The 21,650-nt window shown below is 49.0% G+C and carries 13 protein-coding genes and 3 rRNA genes; 9 read left to right on the top strand and 7 right to left on the bottom strand.

From position 1 onward, the window contains the following. Positions 1-5: 5 nt before the first annotated feature. From FIU82_RS11960 to FIU82_RS11950, 3 genes are all read right to left on the bottom strand, one after another. Positions 6-1,220, bottom strand: coding sequence for an efflux RND transporter periplasmic adaptor subunit (locus tag FIU82_RS11960; RefSeq protein ID WP_152441152.1), 1,215 nt, complete (start codon positions 1,218-1,220; stop codon positions 6-8). A gap of 75 nt (positions 1,221-1,295) precedes the next feature. Beyond that, entirely contained in the window at positions 1,296-1,637 is a 342-nt protein-coding gene (locus tag FIU82_RS11955; protein ID WP_053909709.1) for a hypothetical protein, read from the bottom strand. A 76-nt stretch (positions 1,638-1,713) separates the two neighbouring features. Further along, entirely contained in the window at positions 1,714-3,729 is a 2,016-nt protein-coding gene (locus FIU82_RS11950) for a methyl-accepting chemotaxis protein (protein ID WP_152441151.1), read from the bottom strand. Positions 3,730-3,942: 213 nt separating this feature from the next. On the opposite strand from FIU82_RS11950, the gene FIU82_RS11945 reads away from it, so the two are divergent. Further along, positions 3,943-4,824, top strand: coding sequence for a cation diffusion facilitator family transporter (locus FIU82_RS11945; protein WP_152441150.1), 882 nt, complete (start codon positions 3,943-3,945; stop codon positions 4,822-4,824). A 52-nt stretch (positions 4,825-4,876) separates the two neighbouring features. Here the strand turns inward: FIU82_RS11945 and FIU82_RS11940 are convergent, their stop codons facing one another. Then, positions 4,877-5,737 (bottom strand): YicC/YloC family endoribonuclease, encoded by an 861-nt coding sequence (locus tag FIU82_RS11940; protein WP_022943483.1) that lies wholly within the window; start codon positions 5,735-5,737, stop codon positions 4,877-4,879. A 169-nt stretch (positions 5,738-5,906) separates the two neighbouring features. On the opposite strand from FIU82_RS11940, the gene rph reads away from it, so the two are divergent. From rph to rrf, 6 genes are all read left to right on the top strand, one after another. Further along, positions 5,907-6,620, top strand: coding sequence for a ribonuclease PH (gene rph, locus FIU82_RS11935; RefSeq protein WP_022943484.1), 714 nt, complete (start codon positions 5,907-5,909; stop codon positions 6,618-6,620). A gap of 30 nt (positions 6,621-6,650) precedes the next feature. Next, the gene (pyrE, locus tag FIU82_RS11930; protein ID WP_152441149.1) at positions 6,651-7,295 is read left to right on the top strand and encodes an orotate phosphoribosyltransferase; all 645 of its coding nucleotides are present in this window, start codon (positions 6,651-6,653) and stop codon (positions 7,293-7,295) included. 62 nt (positions 7,296-7,357) lie between these two features. Beyond that, positions 7,358-7,744, top strand: a complete 387-nt coding sequence (locus tag FIU82_RS11925; protein WP_026110905.1) for a diacylglycerol kinase — start codon at positions 7,358-7,360, stop codon at positions 7,742-7,744. Between the two features lie 563 nt (positions 7,745-8,307). Then, positions 8,308-9,842: ribosomal RNA gene (locus FIU82_RS11920) — 16S ribosomal RNA — on the top strand. A gap of 259 nt (positions 9,843-10,101) precedes the next feature. Next, positions 10,102-12,986 (top strand): 23S ribosomal RNA (locus FIU82_RS11915). 115 nt (positions 12,987-13,101) lie between these two features. After that, positions 13,102-13,216 (top strand): 5S ribosomal RNA (gene rrf / locus FIU82_RS11910). Together the 16S, 23S and 5S rRNA genes form the textbook arrangement of a ribosomal RNA operon. Before the next feature lie 628 nt (positions 13,217-13,844). Here rrf and FIU82_RS11905 read toward each other — a convergent pair. Further along, positions 13,845-15,149 (bottom strand): inosine/guanosine kinase, encoded by a 1,305-nt coding sequence (locus tag FIU82_RS11905; protein ID WP_022944734.1) that lies wholly within the window; start codon positions 15,147-15,149, stop codon positions 13,845-13,847. A 251-nt stretch (positions 15,150-15,400) separates the two neighbouring features. On the opposite strand from FIU82_RS11905, the gene tadA reads away from it, so the two are divergent. Next, positions 15,401-15,910: a tRNA adenosine(34) deaminase TadA gene (tadA, locus tag FIU82_RS11900; protein WP_152441148.1), complete on the top strand. Its 510-nt coding sequence runs from the start codon at positions 15,401-15,403 to the stop codon at positions 15,908-15,910. Here the strand turns inward: tadA and FIU82_RS18660 are convergent. Both FIU82_RS18660 and mltF read right to left on the bottom strand, forming a co-directional pair. After that, complete coding sequence (locus FIU82_RS18660; protein ID WP_022944732.1) at positions 15,907-16,077, bottom strand: hypothetical protein; 171 nt, start codon at positions 16,075-16,077, stop codon at positions 15,907-15,909. The genes tadA and FIU82_RS18660 overlap by 4 nt on opposite strands. A gap of 65 nt (positions 16,078-16,142) precedes the next feature. Continuing rightward, the gene (gene mltF / locus FIU82_RS11895; protein WP_045980668.1) at positions 16,143-17,531 is read right to left on the bottom strand and encodes a membrane-bound lytic murein transglycosylase MltF; all 1,389 of its coding nucleotides are present in this window, start codon (positions 17,529-17,531) and stop codon (positions 16,143-16,145) included. 210 nt (positions 17,532-17,741) lie between these two features. On the opposite strand from mltF, the gene purL reads away from it, so the two are divergent. After that, complete coding sequence (gene purL / locus FIU82_RS11890) at positions 17,742-21,626, top strand: phosphoribosylformylglycinamidine synthase (RefSeq protein ID WP_152441147.1); 3,885 nt, start codon at positions 17,742-17,744, stop codon at positions 21,624-21,626. The last annotated feature ends 24 nt before the right edge of the window (positions 21,627-21,650 follow it).

The raw sequence follows: 21,650 nt of genomic DNA, 5'->3' as shown, positions 1-21,650 counted from the left end.
CCAGCTTAGTGGTTATGAGGGTCAAAGCCACTTTTGGCTAGTTGAGAAGAAATAAAGAAAGCCCCGGTCATCGCGACATTGACTCCCGCAGGCACGCCGGAGATTTGTTGGTAGCGACCAAAGCGTTCACCCAATTCAACCTCTACGGGTAAGAACTCGCCGGGGCTTTGTTGCACAAACACCTGCCAATCGCCGTCACTGCCGCGCATGAGCGCGCTCTGCGGAAGAGCTAATACAGGCGTGGTGCTGGCAAAGGTGAAATGCACATCAACGAACATGCCGGCATGGAGTTTATCTTGCGGGTTATCTACTTTTAGCCGGATCACCCGCGTCCGTGTAGTTGGGTCAATCACATGGGCTTCTTGAATGACTTTCGCTGGGTAAGTGCGGCCGTTGACGACGATATTCACCGCTGTGGCTTTATTGATGGCGCCGTCGCTATAAGGCGCAACTTTGGCCTCAACCCATAGGCTAGATTCATCGGCGATGGTCATAATGCTCTGACCAGCTTCTACTCGTTGGCCTTGGGTGAAGTCGTCGTTAAGCACCACTCCTGAGGTTTGGGCCACCAAAGAATATTGGCCAAATGACGCAATGTTGTCCTTACTAATCGTATCAATGGCTTCAGTGGTTAAGCCAAGGGCAATTAACTGCCCGTAGCTGGCGTTGTATTGTGACTGTGCTTTTAAGCGAGCACTTTCACTCACCGCTCGGTTATCAAGTTGCTTTACCCGTTGCCACTCACTCGCCGCTACTAGGTAGTCGGCCTGAGCATTGGCCATTTTTTCACTGAATAAGGTGACCAGTGGTTGCCCTTGATTGACGTGCTCGCCAAGCATTGCGTGGCGCTCAATGACAACCGACTCAGTACGTGCAGAAACGATGTAACTTGAGTACCCGTTGGCCTTGAGCTCTCCAGGTGCATACAGCGTTTTGTTATGTGTACGTGCTTGTAAGGGCGCTACTTTTATTTGCGCTAGGGCCATGCTGCGCTCACTGAGAGCAATACCTTGACCATGGTCGCTGGGTGATGATTTTGCGGTATTGTTGGTATCATTATGGTCGTGACCTTCGCCCGCGAAGGTGAGCGAAGACACGCTCAATACTAACAATGTAACGGTTTTGATAAACACCGTGAAAAAGGTGTCCAAGGCGCGATGAACACACGCGCTACTAAGTGCCTTCGCGCTGCGCGCAAAGCAAAAAATAGAAAGCTTCATAAACTATTCTCTAACTGCAAATGTTAAGTTAGCCGCAAGCGCAGTGTGCGCGTTGGGCATGGCGGATAAGTGCAGTTAGACGATGGGAGGGCGGAAAGTTGGGTAAATGACTTCGCCCACAGCGCGGTGGCGCCAGTCCGGCAATGCGAAATCAACATGGTCATTGGCAAAACAGGGAGCCGGCATGCTCCCCCAAGTGAGATGTGAGCCTGAGCAGTGGCCGCAGTGATGACAATCAGCAGTATCGTGCAAGTTATCGCTTGCCTGTGGTTGCAAGTCATCATGTTGTTGGTGCGAATGTACGCTCTGTAAATGCTCGCTGTCGATTTGATGTACAGGGGTGGGATCAGCACTCGCTGCCAGTGATTGCAGCACAATCACTAGGGGTAAAAGAATGCTAAATACACACTTAAGCACCGGGAGCACACCTGTTAGTTATCAAATTAGGGTCTAAAATACCGACAGCGATACATAAAATCAATGGGTATTGTGCTTAACTGGCACGCAATTTAAAGCGCTGCACAGACTCACTAAGTTCACCGGCTTGAGAATTAAGCTGTTTCGCAATCTCTAAAGCCCCTTGCGTGTCGTTCAGTGATGCTTGGCTCGCGCGTTCAATATCAGACACGTCCTTGGCCATTTCCGCAGCGACCACTGATTGCTCTTCGGTGGCCGTCGCGATTGATTGAATCATACTGGCAATGTCGCTGGCACTTTGCATTATATTGCTAAGTTGTTCCCCGGCCTGCTCCGCCATAGATACACTGCTGTTTACTTGTTCTACGCTACTATGCATAGATTCTACCGCTTGGTGAGTTTGCTTTTGGATGGCGGTAATTGTCTGCGCGACTTCATCGGTGGCTTTGGTCGTGCGCTCAGCCAAGGTCCGTACTTCGTCGGCAACTACGGCAAAGCCTCGGCCCTGTTCACCGGCTCGTGCGGCCTCAATGGCAGCATTAAGTGCCAACAAGTTTGTCTGCTCGGCAATGGCACTGATCACACTGATGATATTGCCAATTTGATTACTAAGCTCACCCAGTTCGGTGACTGAGCTGGAGGTGTTCTGCACTCTGCTCGAAGCGCTTCTTATTTCCGCTACCGTTTGGCTCACTGCCTCGGCACCATGAGCTGCATACTCTCTTGCTTGCTCACTATTGCCAGATGCTTGTTGTGATTGTCTGGCGACCTCTGAAACCGTTGAGCTCATTTCTTCAATGGCAGTGGCTATCTGTGTTGATTGGTCTGCTGAGTTTTGGCTGCGATTAGCGATTTGCTCGTTTGTTGAGCTAATTTCCAAGCTGGATTCTCTAACCTGAGTGGCCAGTGACGTGATCAGAGCCATTAAATCATGCAGAGATGACGACATTTTATTGGTCGCCGCAGCAAGGCTGTCGATTTCATCCTTGTTCGCATGAGCAATAGCCGGGCGCGATAAATCGCCGATGCTGACACTTTCTGCTGTCTCTAGCACATTGTTTAAGCGAGTAATGATTGAATGGCTAATGAGATAGGCAATAATGCCTGCGACAACGAAGGCGATTAAGGTAATGATCACAATAATGATCAAGGTCAGGTTTAAGCCCTCGACAAGGTGGTTTAAGGCGCTAATAGCGTCTGCTTGCTCTTCCCGCGCTGAGGTTTGCAAAATAGTGTTTAGTTTATCAACAACCTGGGCTTCTAGGTTATTGATAGTACTTCGAGCATCAATATAGTCTTGTGGACTATAGCGTGTAAAAATGCTGTTGGCCGTGCGCACAATGTCATCGCGATAAGACTCAACTTGGCGTAGCGCTGCAACTTCACCAGGTTGTTGCTCAAGTGGTCGAAGCGCCTCAAGGTATTCATTGAAACTGGTTAAATCGTCTTTAAAGCGTGCTTTAGCTTCGGTATCACCGCGAATGTGTGCGTTCACACCCGCGACTAGGTCACCGGCCTCATCTATCAGTTCGAGGTAATATCTGACACCCGGTAAATTATCCTGCAAGCTGGTTTGTAAATCGCTTGCTTGCATGGCCTGTGCATACTCTTGGTCTTTTAGCTCGTCGAGTAAGTCACCTAACTTCTCACCGGTGTCTTGTTCTAACTGTGCCACTTGTAATTGTACGCTACGAAACAATTCAGGGTCGTAGCGATTAAATACGCCCTCAGTGATGCCGCGATTGTATTCCTTCACTAAGTTTTCTATGTTTGCCATCTTCTCTATGTCTGATGGCTTGTTAGACTCATACTTATAAAGCTCTTGGTGTTGCGTTTGAAATTGTCTATACAAAGCCGCAAAGCTGTCTCGCTTTTGTTGCTCACCGCCTATGTATTCAAGGGCTTCATTTTGCATTTGATAAATAGTATCGGAGATCGATAAATAGGCTAGTAAACCGGGAAGGTCGTCGTTTTTAACTTCCTCAGCTTGCAGGGTTTCGGTGGAGACTTTAAGCCAAACGATAAGGCTCGAGATAACCATTAAAGCAATAACGGCGGCAAACGACAAAGACAACTTTGTTTTTAGTTTCATAATGTACTCACTGATAAGAGCCTGTTAATTAGGATAGCTGACAGGCTTAGTAATGCTCACAAAAGTTTGGCATAGTGTTTTTACACAGATATAACGCACGAGAAAAAATGTGCTTAATCGCGCTTAAGTTAAAGGGAGCGCGATAAAAAGCGGGAAAGACGGTAAAGAGATTTTAACCCAGAGTGTAGGTACACGCAGCAAAAGGATAAGAAAATGGCGCATCACCACGATCATTCCCATGACATCGCTTCAGAGCGCATTGGTTGGGCATTCTTTTTAAACCTCGGGTTTACTATTATTGAGTTTATTGGCGGGTGGCTTACAAACAGTACCGCGATAATGGCCGATGCCGTGCATGACCTAGGGGATAGCCTGTCAATCGGCAGCGCCTGGCTGCTTAACAAATTCAGTAATAAAGGTGCTAATCAGCATTTTACCTATGGTTATCGGCGCTTAAGCTTATTTGGTGCGTTTATTAATTCGGTGGTATTAGTGATTGGCTCGGTGTGGGTACTGGTGTTGTCGGTGCCGAGGTTGTTCGACCCAGTCATGCCGGTAACGGAAGGCATGTTAGCCCTGGCGATACTAGGTATTGCGGTGAACGGTTATGCGGCGATTAAACTGAGCAGTGGTAAATCACTCAATGAGAAGGTGCTTAATTGGCACCTTCTTGAAGACGTGCTGGGTTGGGTGGCGGTGCTGGTGGTCGCAATCGTATTGATGTTTGTTGATTGGCCGATTCTAGACCCTATTTTATCCATTTGTTTTACCTTGTTTATTTTGGTCAATGTGGTGCGCAACCTAGTGCAGACTGTACGATTATTTCTGCAAGGGGCGCCGGATAAAAAGACGCAAACAAAACTCACTGAGGTACTGATAGAGCCGCAAGAAATCAGCACCGCTCACCATGTGCATTACTGGTCGTTAGATGGCGAACATCATGTGCTGACAGCGCATTTGTGTCTTGCTCAGGAGCTTAATGCAGAGCAAGTGATAGCGCTAAAGCAACGTTTGGCCGACAACTTGGCAGAGTATGATTTAGCACACACCACCTTAGAGTTTGAGTACCCGCAAGAGCAATGCCGAGATGGTTAACCAAAAAAGCCCCTGGAAAGGGGCTTTTAAGTGTTAGGTGAATGCGAGGTGATTACTCAATATTCTGGATCTGCTCACGCATTTGCTCAATCAACACCTTTAACTCAACGGCGGCGTTGGTCACTTCGGTGTTAATAGATTTGGAGGCCAGTGTATTGGCTTCGCGGTTAAATTCTTGCATCATAAAATCAAGACGACGACCACAGGCGCCGCCTTTTTTCAGAATTTTACGGGTTTCTTTTACGTGCGATTTTAAGCGGTCGAGTTCTTCGGCGACATCTTGCTTTTGCGCCAAGTAAATAAGCTCTTGTTCAAGGCGGGTCTCGTCGATTTCGGCTTGCAGATCTTCCAGTTTCTGCGATAGCTTCTCACGTTGCCATTTGATGACTTCGGGCATTTGCGCTTCGACGATGGCGACTTGCTCTAAAATCGCGTCTAAGCGAGTTAATATCATTTGCTCAAGGTTCTCGCCTTCGCTAGCACGGGCGGCTTTAAAGTCATCTATAACGCCATTTAAGCCTTTGAGCAATTCACCTTGCACGACGTCCATATCCATTTCCTCGGCTTCCATTACGCCTGGCCAGCGAAGAATGTCTACGGGATTAATGTCGCCTTGGCTTTGTGCTTGCACCCATTGTGCGCTCTTTACTAATTGTGAGGCCAAAGACTCATTGATTTGTAACTCGCCGACATGGGCTGGGTTGGCGGCAAATTTTAAGAATACTTCAACCTTACCGCGCTGTAAGTTTTTACGCAGCCGTTCACGGATCACAGGTTCTAAACCGCGAAATTGCTCGGGGGCGCGAATGAAGGTTTCCAGATAACGTTGGTTTACAGAGCGGATCTCCCAAGTTCCGGTGCCCCAATCGCCTTTAATTTCTTGGCGAGCATACGCAGTCATGCTGTGGATCATGAATGATTTCCTAATTTAAAACAGATATATCGGCATGCATTATACCTTAACAAAGAGTGAGCTCTAGCGGAAATTTCCAGCACAATTAGGGAAATTCATAAAAGTGCCGTGGCATCGCAGCGGGTGAACACATATAATGAACGGAAATTTTTAATGAAGGGGATAGTGAATGCGTCCAAGTGAAAGAACACCTAACCAAATTCGTCCAGTGACCTTTACTCGCCAATATACCATGCATGCTGAAGGCTCAGTGCTGGTTGAGTTTGGCAACACTAAGGTATTGTGTACTGCGAGTGTTGAGGCGGGTGTACCGCGTTTTATGAAGGGCCAAGGTAAAGGTTGGGTAACCGCAGAATATGGCATGTTACCGCGCTCGACCCACACCCGTAATAACCGCGAAGCAGCGCGTGGCAAGCAAGGCGGACGCACCATGGAAATTCAACGACTGATCGCCCGTGCATTGCGAGCAGCCGTTGATTTAAAAGCCTTGGGTGAAAACACTATCACTATCGATTGCGACGTGATTCAAGCGGACGGCGGTACACGTACGGCATCTATCAGTGGAGCCTGTGTCGCCTTGGTTGATGCATTAACCTATATGCGTGCCAAAGGAATGATCAACACTAATCCTCTTCAACACATGATAGCGGCTATCTCTGTGGGTATATTCAACGGCGAACCTATTACCGACTTGGAATATATCGAAGACTCACAAGCCGAAACAGATATGAACGTGATTCTTACCGAAACGGGTAAAATCATCGAGGTGCAAGGCACTGCTGAGGGTGAACCGTTCTCATTTGATGAGCTAGAGCAAATGCTAAGTTTAGCTAAGCACTCTATACGCGAAATTATCGACATCCAAAAGCAAGCTTTGGCATAAGCACTAAACGACTAGTTAAAGAGACATCTAATGAAAGAATATCAAAAGCAGTTTATTGAATTCGCATTAGCCAAGCAGGTATTGAAGTTTGGTGAGTTTACGCTTAAGTCTGGCCGCACTAGCCCTTACTTCTTTAACGCTGGGTTGTTTAACACCGGGCAAGACTTGGCCAAGTTAGGCCGCTTTTATGCAGCTGCACTTGAAGATGCTGGTATTGATTACGACTTATTGTTTGGTCCTGCTTATAAGGGGATCCCCATTGCTACGACTACAGCGGTGGCGTTGGCAGATCATTACAATAAAGACGTACCTTACTGCTTTAACCGCAAAGAGAAAAAAGACCATGGTGAAGGAGGCAACCTAGTTGGCTCTGAGCTTAAAGGAAAGGTGATGTTAGTGGATGATGTGATCACCGCTGGCACCGCCATTCGCGAGTCTATGGAAATCATTGCCGCCAATGGTGCTGATTTAAGCGGGGTGCTGATTGCTCTGGATCGCCAGGAAAAAGGCAAAGCAGAACTTTCGGCTATCCAAGAAGTAGAGCGAGACTTCAACACCCAAGTGGTATCGATAGTCACACTAGCAGATTTAATCACCTATCTTGAGCAGCAGGGCAATATGGATGAGCACCTGCAAGCGGTCAAAGCCTACCGCGACCAATATGGTGTTGCATAGCAATGTTGAAAAGCCCCGTTATCGGGGCTTTTTTTATGGCCAATAATAAGGTGGCAAGGGTTATGACAAGCTTAAAGTTAAACGGCCAAGGGCTAGGGCGGATAGTTAAAGCATTGCGTTGTACCTACTGGGGACTCAAAGCAGCTTATAAAGGCGAAGCCGCATTTCGCCAAGAGCTGACCCTGGCATTCATCCTTTTCCCTATCTCTTTTTTCATTGCTGATACCGCGATGCATTGGTTAGCACTGATTGTGGTTATATTATTAGTGTTGGTCGTTGAATTACTGAACTCAGCCATTGAGGCGCTCACCGATAGGGTGTCTACGGAATTACATATTCTTTCTGGACGCGCTAAAGATATGGGCTCGGCTGCGGTAAGCTTGGCATTGTTGATTGCCGCCTTGGTATGGGGAGTCAGTATTTACCAAGCAGTCAGACCCTACTGGTGATGGTTACCTTTTAAACTGCTTTTCAGTTAACAACAGAATTAAAGCCATTAATAAGTGAATTAATGGTCTTTTTTAGTGCGTTTTGAGTGTAAAGTGCGCAAACGATCCATTTTTTGCAGTTTTCTTTAAAAAAGGGGTTGCGTGGAAATCGAATCTCCCTATAATGCGCATCCATCGACACGGCGGACTGCTTACAAACAAGCACTTCAACGAGTTGGGGAGTCAAGTAAAACTGAGTTTTAAAAAGCGCATTGAAAAATGCAAACTTCTTAAAATAAAGTGTTGACAATAAAACAGGGTTGAGTAGAATGCACAGCCCTCGAGACGCGAAAGCAACTCGAAACGTTCTTTAAAAATATGAAGCAATCATCTGTGTGGGCACTCGTACAGATTGAGTTCTAACAGCTGATTCTAGTTCGCTAGATGACGCAAACAAATTTAGAGTCTCAATTGAACTGAGTGACCAACGGAATAAATTTAATTTATTCAGCACAGTCAATTCGATATCGACAGATATCAAAATCAGTATTCATTGAGCTGAATCTTCGGATTCAAAAAACTTTTAATTGAAGAGTTTGATCATGGCTCAGATTGAACGCTGGCGGCAGGCCTAACACATGCAAGTCGAGCGGAAACGAAGAGGTGCTTGCACCTCTGGCGTCGAGCGGCGGACGGGTGAGTAATGCTTGGGAACATGCCTTGAGGTGGGGGACAACCGTTGGAAACGACGGCTAATACCGCATAATCTCTACGGAGCAAAGGGGGCTTCGGCTCTCGCCTTTAGATTGGCCCAAGTGGGATTAGCTAGTTGGTGAGGTAATGGCTCACCAAGGCGACGATCCCTAGCTGGTTTGAGAGGATGATCAGCCACACTGGGACTGAGACACGGCCCAGACTCCTACGGGAGGCAGCAGTGGGGAATATTGCACAATGGGCGCAAGCCTGATGCAGCCATGCCGCGTGTGTGAAGAAGGCCTTCGGGTTGTAAAGCACTTTCAGCAAGGAGGAAAGGGTGTAAGTTAATACCTTACAGCTGTGACGTTACTTGCAGAAGAAGCACCGGCTAACTCCGTGCCAGCAGCCGCGGTAATACGGAGGGTGCGAGCGTTAATCGGAATTACTGGGCGTAAAGCGTACGCAGGCGGTTTGTTAAGCGAGATGTGAAAGCCCCGGGCTTAACCTGGGAACTGCATTTCGAACTGGCAGGCTAGAGTGTGATAGAGGGTGGTAGAATTTCAGGTGTAGCGGTGAAATGCGTAGAGATCTGAAGGAATACCGATGGCGAAGGCAGCCACCTGGGTCAACACTGACGCTCATGTACGAAAGCGTGGGGAGCAAACAGGATTAGATACCCTGGTAGTCCACGCCGTAAACGATGTCTACTAGGAGCTCGGCTTTTCGGAGCTGTTTTCCAAAGCAAACGCATTAAGTAGACCGCCTGGGGAGTACGGCCGCAAGGTTAAAACTCAAATGAATTGACGGGGGCCCGCACAAGCGGTGGAGCATGTGGTTTAATTCGATGCAACGCGAAGAACCTTACCTACACTTGACATCCAGAGAACTTTCTAGAGATAGATTGGTGCCTTCGGGAGCTCTGAGACAGGTGCTGCATGGCTGTCGTCAGCTCGTGTTGTGAGATGTTGGGTTAAGTCCCGCAACGAGCGCAACCCCTATCCTTAGTTGCCAGCGATTCGGTCGGGAACTCTAAGGAGACTGCCGGTGATAAACCGGAGGAAGGTGGGGACGACGTCAAGTCATCATGGCCCTTACGTGTAGGGCTACACACGTGCTACAATGGCGCATACAGAGTGCTGCGAGCCTGCGAGGGTGAGCGAATCACTTAAAGTGCGTCGTAGTCCGGATTGGAGTCTGCAACTCGACTCCATGAAGTCGGAATCGCTAGTAATCGCGAATCAGAATGTCGCGGTGAATACGTTCCCGGGCCTTGTACACACCGCCCGTCACACCATGGGAGTGGGTTGCTCCAGAAGTGGTTAGCCTAACCTTCGGGAGGGCGATCACCACGGAGTGATTCATGACTGGGGTGAAGTCGTAACAAGGTAGCCCTAGGGGAACCTGGGGCTGGATCACCTCCTTATACGATTTAGAACGAATTTGTTCGCAGTGTCCACACAGATGATTGTTACTTACTTGCCAAGGCGGGTAGGTAATATTTGCTCTTTAACAATTTGGAAAGCTGATAAAAACTTTGAATCACGTAAGTGATTTAGAGTTCTCAATAAGTAAAGAAAATGCCAGTTAATCGACAGATTAATTGTGCGTCTACTTTAGTATTCTATAACTTCTGGCGAAGTTAAACAGTCGCACCAAACAGCTCAAACTACTTTGGGTTGTATGGTTAAGTGACTAAGCGTACACGGTGGATGCCTTGGCAGTTGGAGGCGATGAAGGACGTATTAACTTGCGATAAGCCTGGTCAAGCTAGTAAAAAGCGCTTGAGGCCAGGATTTCCGAATGGGGAAACCCACCTGCTTGCAGGTATCTTGCACTGAATACATAGGTGTAAGAGGCGAACGCGGAGAACTGAAACATCTAAGTACCCGTAGGAAAAGAAATCAACCGAGATTCCGAAAGTAGCGGCGAGCGAAATCGGAGCAGCCCTTAAGCTTATTTGATGTTAGTGGAAGGCTCTGGAAAGTGCCACGATACAGGGTGATAGTCCCGTACACGACAACGTCTAATAAGTGAAATCGAGTAGGTCGGAGCACGTGAAACTTTGACTGAATATGGGGGGACCATCCTCCAAGGCTAAATACTCCCAACTGACCGATAGTGAACCAGTACCGTGAGGGAAAGGCGAAAAGAACCCCTGTGAGGGGAGTGAAATAGAACCTGAAACCGTGTACGTACAAGCAGTAGGAGCCCTTCGAGGGTGACTGCGTACCTTTTGTATAATGGGTCAGCGACTTATATTTTGTAGCGAGGTTAACCGAATAGGGTAGCCGTAGTGAAAGCGAGCGTTAACTGCGCGTTGAGTTGCAAGGTATAGACCCGAAACCCGGTGATCTAGCCATGGGCAGGTTGAAGATTGAGTAACATCAATTGGAGGACCGAACCCACTAACGTTGAAAAGTTAGGGGATGACCTGTGGCTTGGAGTGAAAGGCTAATCAAACCGGGAGATAGCTGGTTCTCCCCGAAATCTATTTAGGTAGAGCCTCGGACGAATACCATTGGGGGTAGAGCACTGTTTGGGCTAGGGGGTCATCCCGACTTACCAACCCCATGCAAACTCCGAATACCAATGAGTACTATCCGGGAGACACACGGTGGGTGCTAACGTCCATCGTGGAGAGGGAAACAACCCAGACCGCCAGCTAAGGTCCCAAAGTGTATGTTAAGTGGGAAACGATGTGGGAAGGCTAAAACAGCTAGGAGGTTGGCTTAGAAGCAGCCACCCTTTAAAGAAAGCGTAATAGCTCACTAGTCGAGTCGGCCTGCGCGGAAGATGTAACGGGGCTAAACATACCACCGAAGCTGCGGCTGCAACTTTATGTTGCGGGGTAGGGGAGCGTTGTGTAAGTGGCTGAAGGTGTGCCGGGAGGCATGCTGGACATATCACAAGTGCGAATGCTGACATGAGTAACGATAATGCGGGTGAAAAACCCGCACGCCGGAAGACCAAGGGTTCCTATCCCATGTTAATCAGGGTAGGGTGAGTCGACCCCTAAGGCGAGGCCGAAAGGCGTAGTCGATGGGAAACGGGTTAATATTCCCGTACTTGGTATAGATGCGATGGGGGGACGGAGAAGGCTAGGCAGGCACGGCGTTGGTTGTCCGTGTGAAAGGCAGTAGGCTTGAATCTTAGGTAAATCCGGGATTCTTTAAGGCTGAGAGTCGAGACGACACTCTACGGAGTGGAAGCTGTTGGTGCCATACTTCCAGGAAAAGCCTCTAAGCTTCAGTCTATATCGAATCGTACCCTAAACCGACACAGGTGGTCAGGTAGAGAATACTAAGGCGCTTGAGAGAACTCGGGTGAAGGAACTAGGCAAAATAGTACCGTAACTTCGGGAGAAGGTACGCCCACATTAGGTGAAGGACCTGCGTCTGGAGCTGAAGTGGGTCGCAGTGACCAGGTGGCTGGGACTGTTTATTAAAAACACAGCACTGTGCTAAATCGTGAGATGACGTATACGGTGTGACACCTGCCCGGTGCCGGAAGGTTAATTGATGGGGTTAGACTTTGTCGAAGCTCTTGATCGAAGCCCCGGTAAACGGCGGCCGTAACTATAACGGTCCTAAGGTAGCGAAATTCCTTGTCGGGTAAGTTCCGACCTGCACGAATGGTGTAACCATGGCCACGCTGTCTCCACCCGAGACTCAGTGAAATTGAAATCGCAGTGAAGATGCTGTGTACCCGCGGCTAGACGGAAAGACCCCGTGAACCTTTACTACAGCTTGGCACTGAACATTGAGCCTACATGTGTAGGATAGGTGGGAGGCTTTGAAGTGGTTACGCCAGTAATCATGGAGCCATCCTTGAAATACCACCCTTGTATGTTTGATGTTCTAACGTTGGCCCCTGAATCGGGGTTGCGGACAGTGCCTGGTGGGTAGTTTGACTGGGGCGGTCTCCTCCCAAAGAGTAACGGAGGAGCACGAAGGTTGGCTAAGTACGGTCGGACATCGTACGGTTAGTGTAATGGTAGAAGCCAGCTTAACTGCGAGACAGACACGTCGAGCAGGTACGAAAGTAGGTCATAGTGATCCGGTGGTTCTGAATGGAAGGGCCATCGCTCAACGGATAAAAGGTACTCCGGGGATAACAGGCTGATACCGCCCAAGAGTTCATATCGACGGCGGTGTTTGGCACCTCGATGTCGGCTCATCACATCCTGGGGCTGAAGTCGGTCCCAAGGGTATGGCTGTTCGCCATTTAAAGTGGTACGCGAGCTGGGTTTAGAACGTCGTGAGACAGTTCGGTCCCTATCTGCCGTGGGCGTTTGAGAATTGAGAGGGGCTGCTCCTAGTACGAGAGGACCGGAGTGGACGAACCGCTGGTGTTCGGGTTGTTTTGCCAAAGGCATTGCCCGGTAGCTACGTTCGGAATCGATAACCGCTGAAAGCATCTAAGCGGGAAGCGAGCCTCGAGATGAGTTCTCACTTGGAGTTTGACTCCACTAAAGGGCCGTTGAAGACGACAACGTTGATAGGCAGGATGTGGAAGCGCTGCAAGGCGTTAAGCTAACCTGTACTAATTACCCGTGAGGCTTAACCATACAACGCCAAAGTGGTTTGTATGTGACTGTTTAAGCACAGAAGTTAAGAGACTAAAGTAGATTTACTTATACAGCTTTCCAAATGACTAACACGCCGTGTTAGGCCAAGTTTATGCTTGGTGATAATAGCGTTCTGGACCCACCTGACCCCATGCCGAACTCAGAAGTGAAACGGAACTGCGCCGATGATAGTGTGGGTTCGCCCATGTGAAAGTAGGTCATCACCAGGCTCCTAATTAGAGAGACCCGTTGCACCAGTGCAGCGGGTTTTTTTATGCGTGTAGAAAAGAGCTCGCCCAAATAGCCTGTAGGCAAGGCTTCAGCCTTGCAACATCACAGTCAGGATAAATCCTGACCCACAACACAACTAAACCACAGACTAACCCCGCACCCGTAGGCAAGGCTTCTAGCCTTGCATCACCTAGTCAGGGTAAAACCCTGAGCCACAACACATCATCATCGGTCATCACACCTGTAGGCAAGACCTCAGCCTTGCATCATCTAGTCAGGATAAAATCCTGACCTACAACACAGCTAAACATTCATCACCACATCTATAGGCAAGGCTTTAGCCTTGCAACACCCTAGTCAGGGTAAACCCTGACCCACAACAGAGCGAAACATCCGTTGAACCCTCTTTCCTGTAGGCAAGGCTTTTAGCCTTGCTTCACCCTAGTCAGGGTAAACCCCTGACCTACAACAGAACCAAACAACAGAAGAACCCCACACCCGTAGGCTAGGCTTTAGCCTTGCAGCATCTAGTCAGGGTAAAACCCTGACCTACATTGTATAGACATCGATTTACGGGCATAAAAAAACCGCTAAAAAGCGGCTTTCTTGGTTAAAACGATAGGAGGGTTACTGTTCCCAATAGGCTTGCTCTAGGCAATCCTCGCGCTCCGGTAGGCCCCGGGTTAAACGCGGCGAATGTTGTACTAGCACTTCATAACTTGCTCGGTTCGCATACTTACTGATCTGGGCTAAAGAAGAGTAAGTGATCGCTTGCTGACCATGCTTGGCTGAGTTTGGCACATTTAACTTGTGGTACTCATTAGCGCTAATATCATGCAGTACAGCAGCTAGCGCGCAATCACCGGCGCCATTGGTGTTCTTAATGCTATCTGGCCCACCCATAAATGGTGCGGTATGGCTATAAGCACGCACAGGCTGTTGGCAATCTTGCTTGCGCATGGCACGTGAAAACTCATAACGATTAAAGTCAGCGATGGCACCTGGAAGGAGTGGGTACTCAGTGGCGCGTTTATGCTGATCATCGACATAGCCGGCCATAAACATGCCTTTTTCACCAGCCGTACAAATCACAAAGTCGACCCATTCTAGGGCTTTGTCTGCCGCCAATAGTGGATCTTCAAAACCGGTAATCGCTAAGCCTTCTTCTTCGTTCATAGCAAGAATATCAACATGATCATTTACAAAGTTGGCCCACCATGTCGGGTCTTGCTCAATAAGAAACTTGGTGCCGAGCGTCAGAACCACTGGTACTCCGGCTTCGTTTGCGTACTTTACCGCTTGCATAGTGGCTTCGGTCATTGTTTCGTTGCCTTGCGTGCGCATAAGGTAGGCACTGATCACCAAAGCAGATGATTCTTGGATCAGGTTCTTATCTATGGACTCAGGGCGTAAGTGATTCATTAACCCTGCGCTGATGGCGAAGGTACGTTCGCCACTTTCATCAATCAGCGTAAAGCAACGGCCTATGGGGCCATCTACAGGTTGCAGATAATTAAGGTCTACACGGCTTGAGGTGTTACACAAAAAGCGATAAGCATAACTACCAATTTTGATATTTTCACTCATTACGCCAAGTAGCACCGAACGATCATCAGCCAGCACTGAGTAGTTGTGCATGGTATTGCCTACGGTGCCGCCAGCAAACTCATAATCAACCATGTCGTTGAGCTTGAGCCGGTCATAGAGGGCATTGGTAACGTCACTGTCAATAACCTGTGACATGCCACGCTGCAGCCCGAATTCATCTAAGAATGCCTGATCGACCTTGGCTTCAATATCCACCACGATCTGATCTATGCCTACAATGTAGCTGCGCTTCAACCGCGATTCGGGGTTGATTTGATTAGTAAGTGGATCTTTATCTTCCACCGGGAAATAATGTTTATGTCTTCGGCGACCAGGAAACTTCATGACTTACCCGTTTTCGGTGTCCATAGAACAAAAAAAGCGGCGAATTATAGCTTAATTTTGGGTGTGCAGGCTATGGTACGAACCATAAAATCCGCTAAATAGTGAGAATGTGTTAATACTAGACTCAGAAAATTCTAATAATGAGTGTAAAGCATAGTCAGGAATTTGCTGATGTTAGCGAGACGATTCGCCGCGCACTTGCCGATATTGCTTGGTATAATTGCTGTTCCTAAGTAGTTAAAAGATACCCTATGACCGAGCTAAATGACGAATACTGGATGGCGAAAGCCTTAGCCTGTGCCGATAAGGCCGAGCAGCTAGGTGAGATCCCAGTCGGTGCTGTACTAGTCAAAGATGGTGAGCTAATTGCCGAGGGCTGGAATCAATCGATCACCCTTAACGATCCGTCGGCCCATGCTGAAATGATGGCGGTGCGTGCAGCTGGAGTGGCCCTTAATAACTATCGGCTTATTGACTGCACTTTGTACGTCACGCTGGAGCCATGCTCAATGTGTGCTGGTTTACTCGTTCATAGTCGCATTGCGCGGCTAGTCTTTGGTGCCAATGATTTAAAAACGGGTTCTGCGGGGTCTATTATGAACCTAGTGCAGGAGCCTCGGCTTAATCATCAAGTTGAAGTCACCAAAGGGGTGCTTGAGCAGCAGTGTGCAACTAAGTTATCAGCGTTTTTTAAGCGACGTCGGCAAGAGCATAAGGAAAGAAAAAAGGCGCGTCAGCAACGCCAGGGGGAAGAGGGTTAGGCCTCCGCCAAGCGTTGCTTTTCTAGTTCTTCCATTTGTTGCATGGCAAACAAGCGGCGACGCCACAAAATCTTATTGTGGGTATTTTTGCGGGTTACTCGACGACGATTAGTCGATGAAAATAGTACATTTCGCTTAAAGCGATGCGTTCTACGGCGTTTTAGCATAGTGTATTCTCCTTGAAAGTGTGAGAGGGGAGAGCTGCCAATAAAAACACGATTAAATGACAGTTTTATGGCGTTCCGGCCGATTCTTCCTTGGCGCTAGCGTTGTTGGCCACCAAAGCATCGTTTTCATCTAACCATACTAGGGTGTCGTAGTAGCGCCGAATATTGTCTACGTAAGTTACCGCTACGTCTCCGCGCGCATAACCGTATTTAGTTGTACGATAATAGCGTTTCTTGATCAACAGCGGTAGGTATTTTTTCACATCGGCCCACTTGTCTTTATCGTCACCGGCACGCTCGGTTAGGATCCGTGCATCATTTACATGACCCCAGCCGACATTATATGACGCTAAGGCAAACCAAGTACGGTCAGGTTGGGCAATACGATCAGGTATGCGTTCAATAAGATAACGTAAGTACTCGGCACCGCCGCGAATATTCTGTTCTGGTTTGAGGCGACTGGTAACGCCCACCTGTTTTGCCGTTGGTAAAGTAAGCATCATAATACCGCGTACCCCAGTGGGTGATTTTGCCAAGGGGTCCCACATTGATTCTTGGTAACTGAGTGCGGCCAGCAAGCGCCAGTCTAACTCTTGTGCATACTGTTTAAACCAAGGCATATAAGTCGGCAAGGTATCGGCAACGGCTTCAATAAATGCCAAGGTGTTAACATAGTTAAACTGGCGTACGTGGCCAAAGTATTTCTCTTCTAAGGCATAAAGGCGCTTGTTCGCTTTCGCCTCACCGAAAAACTCCACTACCAAGGCATAGAGCGAGTCGTCGTTATCTTGGCGCAGTACCCAGCCAATTGGGTCATTACGGGTCACGGAAAAGCCGATGCTCAGATTCGGGTGGTAACGGCGAAACAGTGCCAAGGCGTGGGAGTCAGCAATGGTGTAGTCGATATCGCCGTCGATAATGGCTTGCAGTAACTCTGCTTCATCCATTTCATCGGTTTCATTCCAACTCAGTTGAGGGTACTGTTTTTTATACCGATGTAGAGTTTGCGAGTGGCTGCTGCGGGCCAGTACCGTTAAGTTGCCCTCTAAGTCATCAAAGTCGCGCGGCCGGACTCGACCTTGTTTGTAAACCAGCTTTTGACTAATGATGCGGTAACTGGGGCCAAAGCGGTACAGCTCGGCACGACTTGGAGTGTAGCCAATGCCCGATGCGACCAGGTCCAATGAGCCATTATCAAGGCGCTGAAACATATCGTTAAGGCTAAAGAACGGCACGATATCCAGCTCTACGCCTAGGTAGTTAGCAAAATCTTGGGCAAGTTCGTATTCAAACCCTTGCTCCCCTTGAGGGGCTTGGTAATAATTGCTGGCACCGGCCAGGGTGCCCACGCGCAACGTGTTGCTTTGATGAATACGCTCTAATTGGCTAGGTTTTTGCGGCTCACTGCAGCCTACGAGTACCCAGATACTCACAATTAACCAAACGAATCTCACGGCTTGCCCCTTTACCCCGATACCACCACTTATAACAAAACCAAGGCTTGGCGTCACCTCTACTTTAGCCATAGAAGTAAGGCTTATAAGGATTCCCTGCAATAGCGGACAATCGTCCTTGCCAGCGGCCCTTTAACTCGCATTTTTAACTAAATTAAGTATAATGCGCGGCAACTGTCGTTCAATCCTTAACCCCGGATGATATTACCTATGTTAATCCTGCGTGGTGCGCCAGCACTTTCCGATTTTCGTGTTCAAAAAGTGCTTACTCAATGTAAGCAAGCCAACCTTCCTGTAACTAACGTCTACGCCGAATTTATGCACTTTGCTGATGTCACAGCAGCACTGAATTCTGACGAGCACAGCAAGCTGGAAAAGCTGCTTACTTATGGGCCGCATATTCCTGAACATGAGCCCCAAGGGACACTTATTTTAGTTACCCCGCGTCCAGGCACAATTTCGCCATGGGCATCTAAGGCCACCGACATCGCTCACAATTGTGGATTAACTCAGGTACATCGTATCGAGCGCGGCATCGCCTATTATGTTGAAGGTGATTTGAGTGTTTGCCAGCTTAACGATGTGGCCGCCTTGCTACACGACCGCATGACCGAAGCAACGCACCGCGATATGGATGATGCCGCGAAACTGTTTCGTACCGATGAGCCGCGAGCTATGTCATCGGTGGACATCCTTGGCGGAGGCCGTGAGGCGCTAGCTAAAGCGAATGTTGAACAAGGCTTTGCCCTTGCAGACGACGAGATTGATTATCTGGTAGAGAACTTCCAGAAACTCGGCCGTAACCCGAACGACATTGAATTGTTTATGTTCGCGCAGGCGAACTCAGAGCATTGCCGTCACAAAATCTTTAACGCTGATTGGACCATTGACGGCACAGAGCAGCCCAAATCGCTGTTCAAAATGATCAAAAACACCTACGAGCAAAATAGCGTCAACGTATTATCTGCATACAAAGACAATGCAGCGGTGATGAAAGGCTCAGTGGCCGGTCGTTTCTTTCCTGATTTCAGTGGTGAATACACGTATCACCAAGAAAACATCGAAATTTTGATGAAGGTTGAAACCCACAACCACCCAACCGCGATTTCGCCATTCTCAGGTGCATCAACGGGCTCGGGCGGTGAAATCCGTGATGAAGGTGCTACAGGCCGAGGCTCTAAGCCAAAAGCTGGTTTGGTAGGCTTTAGCGTATCTAACTTACGCATCCCAGGTTTTGAACAACCATGGGAGAGCGAATACGGTAAACCAGGGCGCATTGTTGAAGCGCTGGATATCATGATTGATGGCCCGCTAGGCGGCGCCGCGTTTAACAATGAGTTTGGTCGTCCAAACCTACTGGGTTACTTCCGTACCTATGAAGAGCGAGTTAATAGCCACAATGGCGAGGAAGTGCGCGGTTATCACAAGCCTATTATGATTGCCGGTGGTTTAGGTAACATTCGTACTGACCATGTACAAAAAGGCGAGATCCCGGTAGGCGCGAAGCTTATTGTGTTGGGCGGCCCGGCAATGAATATTGGCTTGGGAGGCGGAGCGGCTTCGTCCATGGCGTCAGGACAGTCCAATGAAGACCTCGACTTTGCTTCGGTACAACGTGAAAATCCAGAAATGGAACGCCGCTGTCAAGAAGTCATCGATAAATGCTGGCAGCTAGGCGATGACAACCCCATTGCTTTTATCCACGATGTGGGCGCCGGTGGCCTGTCAAATGCCTTCCCTGAATTAGTGGATGATGGCGGCCGAGGGGGCGATTTCGAATTGCGTAATGTGCCAAACGATGAGCCCGGTATGGCGCCGCATGAGATTTGGTGTAATGAATCACAAGAGCGTTACGTGCTGGCGGTAGCAGAAGAAAACTTCGCTCGCTTTGAGCAAATATGTCAACGTGAGCGCGCCGAGTACGCAGTCATCGGTACTGCGACCGAAGAACGTCACTTACGGGTTTCTGACTCGCACTTTAACAATAACCCAGTGGATCTGCCGCTTGATGTGTTATTGGGTAAAGCGCCGAAAATGCACCGTGATGTCAGCACCAAGCAGGCTCAGGGTGAAGCGCTTAATACCAACGCTATTACCGTGCAAGACGCGGTGCAACGACTACTGCGCTTGCCAGCAGTTGCTGAAAAAACCTTCTTAATCACCATTGGCGACCGCTCGGTAACCGGTTTGGTTGCCCGTGACCAAATGGTTGGCCCTTGGCAGGTGCCGGTGGCCAACTGTGCCGTGACAGCTGCTGCGTACGACACCTATCATGGTGAGGCCATGTCTATGGGTGAGAGTACACCTGCGGCACTGCTTAATTATGGTGCTTCAGCGCGTTTAGCGGTCGCCGAGTCACTGACCAATATTGCCTGTGCTGATATTGGCTCATTGAATAACATTAAGCTATCAGCAAACTGGATGGCGGCAGCCGGGCACCCCGGTGAAGACGCCGGTTTATATGAAGCGGTTAAGGCCGTGGGTGAAGAGCTGTGTCCAGCCTTGGGCTTAACCATCCCGGTAGGTAAAGACTCAATGTCGATGAAGACCACATGGCAAGATAATGGTGAAGATAAAGCCGTGACTGCGCCGTTGTCTTTGGTAATCACTGCGTTTGGTCGTGTTGAAGACATTCGTAAAACGGTCACGCCACAGCTGCGCACCGATAAAGGCGATTCAACGCTCTTGCTTATCGACTTGGGTGCTGGTCAAAACCGCATGGGGGCATCAAGCTTGGCGCAGGTTTACAAGCAGCTGGGTGACAAAACCCCAGATGTTGATAGCCCTGAACTATTAAAAGGCTTCTTCGAGGCGATGCAAGCGCTGGTAAGCGAAGAAAAACTACTGGCTTACCATGACCGCTCTGACGGTGGTTTATTCGTAACTGCTGCGGAGATGGCTTTCGCGGGTCACACTGGGGTAACGCTAGAGCTAGACGCGTTAGCGGGGTCTGATTTAGAGGTCCTATTCAACGAAGAGCTGGGTGCCGTTATTCAGGTTCGCAATGATGACCTAGACGCGGTGAAGGCCACCCTTGCCGAGAACGGTCTTGCTGCGCTAAGCCATGAAATTGGTACGTTGAACGATGCAGATCAGCTGATTATTAACCGTGGTGGTCATGTATTAGTGGATAATAGCCGTACCGAGCTGCGTTTAGCGTGGGCGGAAACCACTTATCAAATGCAGTCTCTGCGTGATAACCCTGCCTGTGCTCGCCAAGAGCATGATGCCAAAGCTGATGCCAATGACCCAGGTCTCAACGTGAAGCTGAGCTTCGACATTAACGAAGATGTCGCCGCGCCTTACATTGCCACTGGCGCTAAGCCACAAATGGCTATCTTGCGTGAGCAAGGCGTTAACTCACACGTTGAGATGGCGGCGGCATTTAACCGTGCAGGCTTTGCCGCTGTTGACGTACACATGAGTGACATTCTAGAGGGGCGCTTAACGCTAGAGCAATTCAAAGGCCTTGTGGCGTGCGGTGGCTTCTCATATGGTGACGTACTCGGGGCCGGTGAAGGCTGGGCGAAGTCCATTCTATTTAATGACATGGCACGCGAGCAGTTCCAAGGCTTCTTCGAGCGACAAGATACCTTCAGCTTGGGTGTGTGTAATGGCTGTCAGATGCTATCAACATTGCGCGAGCTGATCCCAGGCACGCAGCATTGGCCACGTTTCGTGACCAACCAAAGCGAGCGTTTTGAAGCGCGTGCAACCTTGGTCGAAGTACAAGACAGCCCATCGGTGTTCTTCAGCGGTATGGCGGGCTCACGTATGCCAATTGCGGTGTCACACGGTGAAGGCCGTGCCGAATTTGCAAATGAGGCGGCTATTCAAACAGCAGTGAACTCGGGTACTGTGGCGGTGAAATACGTAGATAACTACGGTAACCCAACCATGCAATATCCGGCGAACCCCAATGGTTCACCAGAGGCAATCTCGGGTATGACCTCTACAGATGGTCGCGCTACGGTGATGATGCCACACCCAGAGCGGGTATTCCGCGCGGTAGCGAACTCATGGCACCCAGATGAGTGGCAAGAAGACAGCCCATGGATGCGTATGTTCCGGAACGCGCGCAAGCACATTGGCTAACTATCTAGTGCTTGTCTAACCTAA

The sequence above is a fragment of the Pseudoalteromonas sp. THAF3 genome (assembly GCF_009363775.1).
Classification (GTDB): Bacteria; Pseudomonadota; Gammaproteobacteria; order Enterobacterales; family Alteromonadaceae; genus Pseudoalteromonas; species Pseudoalteromonas ruthenica.
The sequence above is the reverse complement of the archived record's forward strand: the minus strand, read 5'-3'. Positions and strand labels throughout refer to the sequence as shown.

What these genes read in the sequence shown, in the direction of transcription:
- FIU82_RS11960 (WP_152441152.1), bottom strand. Translation starts at nt 1,220, where the DNA reads ATGAAGCTTTCTATTTTTTGCTTTGCGCGCAGCGCGAAGGCACTTAGT.
- FIU82_RS11950 (WP_152441151.1), bottom strand. Translation starts at nt 3,729, where the DNA reads ATGAAACTAAAAACAAAGTTGTCTTTGTCGTTTGCCGCCGTTATTGCT.
- FIU82_RS11945 (WP_152441150.1), top strand. Translation starts at nt 3,943, where the DNA reads ATGGCGCATCACCACGATCATTCCCATGACATCGCTTCAGAGCGCATT.
- FIU82_RS11940 (WP_022943483.1), bottom strand. Translation starts at nt 5,737, where the DNA reads ATGATCCACAGCATGACTGCGTATGCTCGCCAAGAAATTAAAGGCGAT.
- rph (WP_022943484.1), top strand. Translation starts at nt 5,907, where the DNA reads ATGCGTCCAAGTGAAAGAACACCTAACCAAATTCGTCCAGTGACCTTT.
- pyrE (WP_152441149.1), top strand. Translation starts at nt 6,651, where the DNA reads ATGAAAGAATATCAAAAGCAGTTTATTGAATTCGCATTAGCCAAGCAG.
- FIU82_RS11925 (WP_026110905.1), top strand. Translation starts at nt 7,358, where the DNA reads ATGACAAGCTTAAAGTTAAACGGCCAAGGGCTAGGGCGGATAGTTAAA.
- FIU82_RS11905 (WP_022944734.1), bottom strand. Translation starts at nt 15,149, where the DNA reads ATGAAGTTTCCTGGTCGCCGAAGACATAAACATTATTTCCCGGTGGAA.
- tadA (WP_152441148.1), top strand. Translation starts at nt 15,401, where the DNA reads ATGACCGAGCTAAATGACGAATACTGGATGGCGAAAGCCTTAGCCTGT.
- FIU82_RS18660 (WP_022944732.1), bottom strand. Translation starts at nt 16,077, where the DNA reads ATGCTAAAACGCCGTAGAACGCATCGCTTTAAGCGAAATGTACTATTT.
- purL (WP_152441147.1), top strand. Translation starts at nt 17,742, where the DNA reads ATGTTAATCCTGCGTGGTGCGCCAGCACTTTCCGATTTTCGTGTTCAA.